Here is a 6,287-nt window from a genome sequence, read left to right as displayed (position 1 = left end):
TCTGCCTTTTCCCTTTACAGGGATTTTCTTGTGGCAAGACCAGGGAATTTTTTTGGCAATTTCAAGGATTTTGCGTTGGCATTTTCAGGGATATCTTATTGTCTCATAACATTGTATAAGCGTCTGGGGAACGGCAGTTTCCAATGGCCCCGGAGTCCGGATGAAGTGCAGGCCCTGACGCCCCAACAGTACCACTGGTTGATGGAGGGACTGGAGAACGAGCAGCCGACGGCAATAAAGCGGTATCTGGTCTGAGTGTGATCTGATGCCTGGAAGCACTGAAACCATTGGCTTTGGTCTTATTTTGTGGTATCATTTTCTCCATGGAAGGCAAGAAAAACACTGCCACAAGCACCCCGTAAATGGTAACTATCTCACAGGCTGTTTGGGCCCAACTGAAATAGCCCCATAGCGTCCAACAGGAATCACCAATCCGAGCTCAAAAGAGAAAGCCATTAGTGACCAAACAACCCAGTAGAAAGGATTCGTATGAAAGGGATACTAGCTGTACAATCTTTTCCGACATGGTTTGCTGTCTCCTTTCGAATTGTGTGTCGCGACTTCATTCTACCAGAGATCTGCAAACCATGTCTCTTTTTGCTTTTGTGAAACTTATTCTACCTGACCATCTTTTCTCCCGGTGAACGCACTCCAGGAATGTAAATTTTCAAAACCATAAAGGAAATGCCGACCGCAATCTCAGTGCCACAGGCAATGAGATGGCGGTCTTTTTATACGCCGGGAGATTTACGGTTACGAACGTTCCGCTACATTCCAGCACTATTATCTCATAGAAGTTTATCCGCCCGCTCCTTTGACGGTTATGTTACGCCGGAGCAGGGGACGATAACGTGCCTTTACATTTTTAATGATATTACCGCTGTATTTTACCACACAGCACCGAGGTTCTTCCCCAGCAGTCGCTGGCCTTTTACTCCCTTTTACCTCTATCTCTATTATATCCACAACCGCCCGGGCAGCAGGCTCGGAATTTTTCGTAACGAGATTTTCCACTCATTCCAAGCATCCTCTTTGCCCAATAACTTTTGCAGGGACACCGCCATAAACTTTGTAAGGAGCTGTATCATGAGTAAGAACAGCTCCAGCCGCGACAACTGTTCCATCTGCTACAGTGACTCCAGCCATAATTTGGGCACCATATCCAATCCAAACATCATTTCCAATTGTAATGGAATCCTCTCTATGTCCTTGATGGTTAATTAATGTATTCCTGCTTTTGTATAAATGCATATCCGTACGTAGGTGTACATTATATGAGATCAAACAATTATCCCCTATTCTAATGCGGGCGTTTTTTGATGCTACTATATCACCACCATTTACATAGGTATTATTCCCTATATGAACATTCTCCGGATAAGCTATATTGACTAATCCAGTAAGCACACTATTCTCCCCAATGTTGACAGACACAGTATTTTTTACTTGTCTGTAATAAATTCTGGCACAATAAATTTTATATCCTATCCAGCCAAGGAAATACTTAATTCTATTTATTTTAGCCTCCATCATTCATAAACTCCCAAATAGCAGTATACTAGATCCAAAGATGTTAAGTCGTGGTATATTCCTCCATCTGAAATATACAAATAGTTGGTAGTCCAAATATCCAGTCTTTGATTGATCAATTAATTAATTTAAAATAGTATCAAAATCTATCTGATATATTTGCCATTCTTGTAATTCGTTCAGTTGTTGCCACACTTCAGCATCTGCCCCAGTATTATATATCATAAACGGTAAGTCTTGCTTTATTCTACAGAAAAAGCCTCCCTTCTTTAAATATATAGCTACTTTACTTTCGGGATTAATAGCCAGAACATTTAGCACATCAGCGTATTTTTTACTGTGTTTACGCAATGTCTTGAGTAGTCTGCCTGCATCCCGATTTATCCACCAGTCACAAAGGCAGCACGATCCATGAGTTTCTCTTTTGAGGAGAAAAAAACCTACCATCTCATGATCTTTCGTAACTTTCCAATACAGAAAATTGTGATCGCTATTTTGGTCTACTTTCCACTGATAAAATGCTCGGCTACGGCCTAGGCAAATTCCCGATCGCTCATTTAATGTCTGGATTTCCTCATCTGTAAACGGACACTCCTCAAAGCTTTCCCAACAATTACCATTTCGATCAAAAAATTGTTCCTCCCTAAATTCTTGATAACAATGTTTCCAACGCAATTTTTTTCTCAATCCCAGGTGAACTGGATGTAATATTGCGCTCCAACTTTGAAGTTTGAATAGCTCTGTAAATCCCAGTTTTTGAAACCCTCTATAGGAATTAGAATTAGGTGCCGCACATATTAGTGCCGGCCGACCGTTTTTACAGGCTTGTATCGCCTCTTGCACTACTGACGTAAATATTCCCCGCCCTCTAAATTCAGGTAACACGGCAGTGTCACAGCTATATGTAACTGGTACAGCAGATTCGTTAATATATAGGGTACCACTCATAAATGAATTTGTTCCACAAGGGATTCCGTTCTCATACCTCACAAAAGTTGCGACGTTCATATCTACCTCGGGGTTACAATAATGTTTATAGTAAAATTTGTCGTAAGTCATCTGTACATTGAACGTCTTACAAAATACTTGATGTGCATCTCTTAATCGTTCTTTATCAATCTCTGTTTTCACCTATCTTCACCTCAGTTCAACTAGGCCTTCACGTTAACCCTTATACATGATTTTATACTATTCTATTATGGTTTCATCTGGAAAAGGAAAAAGCGTCCCTTCAAATCACAAGCTGAGCAGATAATATCTTCTCCATTTGGATGAAAAGCAGACTTGTAAATATACTTAATCTTCAGTCTTATTGTATCGGGAATCTTTATATCATGCTGATAGCACCAAACGCCATCTAAAAGTCTAAACAATGCCAGTTTACTTTCGTATTGTCTACTATCAGTTTTTACGAGCATAAATAATCCCTGAACTTTACCTTCTAAGGTTTGTTGAACATCAATATGCCAAATACGCCATTTCTCTGACAAAATTACAGGTACCGGTGTAGGTAATTCAATGCAATTATTGTCAAATTTATAAACTACCAAAGAAGTTTGCTTGTTCACTGCTTCCACACACCAAATCTGATTTCCCACTACGGCCGGAGAAATCAAAGTATCCCCTGCTCTGTCTGCTAATAGACGAGGAGCATCCCATTTATATCCATCTTTAGAGTGCATAACAAAGAGGAGATCTCTTTTTCCATTTTCTCTACGTTCACATTTTCTAAAAAGCAATGATATTTCTGCTTCTCCTGTATAAAGGCAGGGATCAGAGTAATGTTCGCATCCCAATTTATTTGGCTTTATCACCGGTGACAAGCCTGGAATTGCTTTCCACACCTCATCGTAATATACATAAATGGAAGGATTCTCATACCACTCCACTCCATATGGATATGGCGTCACTGCCATATACAGTTTTCCATTATACTCAACCACCGAGGGGTGGACCGCCTGTCCCGAACCATCATATGTATCCATTTTAAGGAATTCATCATATCTGTTGCTGAACGATAATATAGCAGCTACTTTTGGAGGAATCATTACTTTACAGGCGCTCGCTAATTTATATATGGTATGTCTTGGATTAGATAAATTATTAAATATATTCATTGTCACCTTTCAATTCATATGTTTAATAAAAAATTTATATATTAATCTACTACCTTTTTAACAACAGCAGCTTTACGCGATTCCATATTCCAAGCCATTCTTTACGGTTAAATAGGGCATGAAGGATAGCAAAAACTGCCACTGTCCAAACTCCAATTTTTATTGCAGCTAAACTCCACGCTAGGTAGTTATCAATACCATCGAGCAAATATGATTGGTAAAAAAAATATAAAACAATACTTTGTCCAAAAACAATGATTAAATACTGTTTAACTGTATTCCAAATCCGTGTATGCGTGATGTATCGAGGGACAAAAAATGTTAAATAAATTGTACGATACAAATTAGATAATATTATTCCGATAAGCAATCCAGGTAACCCATAATAATAAGATAGCATGGAACCGAAAACAAGCAGAATTACTCCTTGAATGGTCGTCTGTGCTCTCGTTTCACGGTACATACCTGCAGCAACAACCATCATCCCCTGGGGAGTCTTAAAGTTATAGAACATAGCATTTAATACAAATAATGCTGCAACAGTAGGTTGAACATATTCTGTGTCTGTCACGCCAGATGTATATATCCTTACAAACGGTATAATCAAAATCAGGCTTAGAGTATAAACGATACCTATTGCAAAATGATAAAGAGTTTCAAATTCGGTGTATGCTCGTTTCAATATTTCCGTCTGCTTTTGAGCAATTACATCGCCAAAAGAAGCCGCTAAGCCAGAAGAAAAAATGTCTAAAACTGTCCTAATTCCAGCAATCACGACATTGTACACCGTATAAATACTAATTAACTTTAAATCTTTGTTAACAACTGTTAAAATAATCACAGGTCCACCGTCTTGTAGCATTCCTACAATCTGATTATACAGCGCAGACCATCTACGACTGAGCGCTTCAACATTAGGTGGTACAGAATAATCCAAATACTTATACCGTCTTCTGCAATATATTATAAGCAAAAATGTTCTTATAAAAATCGCCAACAACGCAATTGCTCTAGTTAAAATAATATTATACCGTAGCATTGTTAATAAAACAATAATAACAGTATATACTGTCCATTGTACAATACTGGTAAGAGAGATAATGTACGTTTTTTGATCTGCCGTTAATAAGGTTCGATACTTCGCCAAAGTAAAAAATTCCAGCACTCCATTGATGCCTAACACTAACACCAGTAAGGAGATCTCAAAATTTGAAAATCCATTCTTCTGAATGTAGAGAGGATATAAGACGGCGAGGCCCCCTACCATAACCAGGAAAATTAACCCTGTTTGAATGTAGAATTTTCTCGAGGCAGACAAGATTCGATTTATCTCATAAGTATTGTGATCAGCTAAAGGCTTATATAGCGCATATATGGTTGCACTGGACAATCCAGCTTCCAATAGATTGAAATAATTAATAAACTGCGAAAGGGAATTCACAAGGCCATTGATTTCAGACCCATAAGCCAATAGCATCACTCTAGGAACGATCAACCCTGAAGCAACCATTACGAGTTGTAAAAATACTGTTGTAATGGTGTTCCAAATGAATTTTTGTGTGCGCATTATTCTCACCTTATGCATTTCAAAGAGCACAGTAAAAAGTTTTTAGAATTCTGAATCACATCGGAAATTACCTGTTCATGTGCTGCATAATCAATCTCTTTCAAGCAAAAAGTGCTCATATTTTCTACAAGAACATCTTCCAATTCCATCGTAGCAAGTAGAGACGCAATTCTGGACTGATAAACTGAAACTGGTATCGTAGCAAACTGCTTCCGAAAGAAAATTGACAAAGCTGTTCCATGAAATGAATTAGTTACAATATAATCAGCTCCATACACCATTCCTAAGAACTCTGTCGGTGATAACGTTGCATAAGTCTTTTCTATGCCATCCATTTTTCTGATTTTTCCAACCTGGATTACCTTCAACTTCTTTTCCTGTGCAATTTTCTTTGCCAGCTTATAACAATTTTCATTATCCTCAACTAAATAGAGCAATAAGTAATTCTTATAGGGACTTGGTACCATAAGTTGCTTGTAATCCGATGGCTCCAATAAAAAAACTGGGTCAAGCACATGTGTAACATGCAAACTTGTGTTGTCATGAAGAACTTGATATAGTAATCGCTCTCTTACAGAAATAATGGCATTTAAATCGATTTTTGCTTCCATTTTTCGCAGCATATTTTCATTAATATTGTCAAAGCCAACACTGGCAGCATAAAATAGTTTGCGAGCGGATGTGGAAAAATTTAAATAAAAAATATCATCGAAACCATGTGTAAGTTTTGGATTCCAGATTTGGTCGCTTCCAGCAATATACACATCTGGTTGTTTCCATTTGACTAAATCTCCAACAGATTGGCATATAGGTGTCATTTGGAGATATCTTCTGCTGTCTTTTCTAAACTTATGCTCGCGCATCTTATTTATCGCATCAATAATTAAGCGCTTTACGCTTTTAGTTGTTGGTACATTATCTTTCCAAGCCGGCCGATAGTTTAATATTTCCGTCTCAAAATGATTTTTCTTCAAAAACTTTTGAAGTGCGTACATCTGGAGCCACGCTCCATAGTTATATGCACAATTAAACGTAACAATTATTATCTTCAACATAATTCACCATCTAAATAC

6 protein-coding genes are annotated in these 6,287 nt (G+C 38.0%); 1 reads left to right on the top strand and 5 read right to left on the bottom strand.

What is annotated here, in order from left to right; translation table 11 throughout:
• Positions 1–255: IS66 family insertion sequence element accessory protein TnpB (gene tnpB / locus ACTQ3R_RS13820; protein ID WP_441779741.1), on the top strand; the 255-nt coding region annotated here is incomplete at its 5' end.
• 759 nt (positions 256–1,014) lie between these two features.
• Here tnpB and ACTQ3R_RS13815 read toward each other — a convergent pair.
• The 5 genes from ACTQ3R_RS13815 to ACTQ3R_RS13795 all read right to left on the bottom strand — a co-directional run bounded on the left by ACTQ3R_RS13815 (position 1,015) and on the right by ACTQ3R_RS13795 (position 6,269).
• A complete protein-coding gene (locus tag ACTQ3R_RS13815) occupies positions 1,015–1,533 on the bottom strand; it encodes an acyltransferase (protein WP_441779742.1) in 519 nt (172 codons plus the stop codon).
• Positions 1,534–1,653: 120 nt separating this feature from the next.
• On the bottom strand, positions 1,654–2,661 hold the full coding sequence (locus ACTQ3R_RS13810) for a GNAT family N-acetyltransferase (RefSeq protein WP_441779743.1): 1,008 nt from the start codon (positions 2,659–2,661) through the stop codon (positions 1,654–1,656).
• A gap of 65 nt (positions 2,662–2,726) precedes the next feature.
• Entirely contained in the window at positions 2,727–3,647 is a 921-nt protein-coding gene (locus tag ACTQ3R_RS13805; protein ID WP_441779744.1) for a hypothetical protein, read from the bottom strand.
• A 49-nt stretch (positions 3,648–3,696) separates the two neighbouring features.
• Positions 3,697–5,214 carry a hypothetical protein gene (locus ACTQ3R_RS13800; protein ID WP_441779745.1) on the bottom strand — a complete coding sequence of 506 codons (1,518 nt, stop codon included), beginning with the start codon at positions 5,212–5,214 and terminating at the stop codon, positions 3,697–3,699.
• Between the two features lie 5 nt (positions 5,215–5,219).
• On the bottom strand, positions 5,220–6,269 hold the full coding sequence (locus ACTQ3R_RS13795; protein WP_441779746.1) for a polysaccharide pyruvyl transferase family protein: 1,050 nt from the start codon (positions 6,267–6,269) through the stop codon (positions 5,220–5,222).
• Positions 6,270–6,287: the final 18 nt, after the last annotated feature.

This window comes from Lawsonibacter sp. LCP25S3_E2, from assembly GCF_052117285.1.
Lineage (GTDB): Bacteria > Bacillota > Clostridia > Oscillospirales > Oscillospiraceae > Lawsonibacter.
The sequence above is the reverse complement of the archived record's forward strand: the minus strand, read 5'-3'. Positions and strand labels throughout refer to the sequence as shown.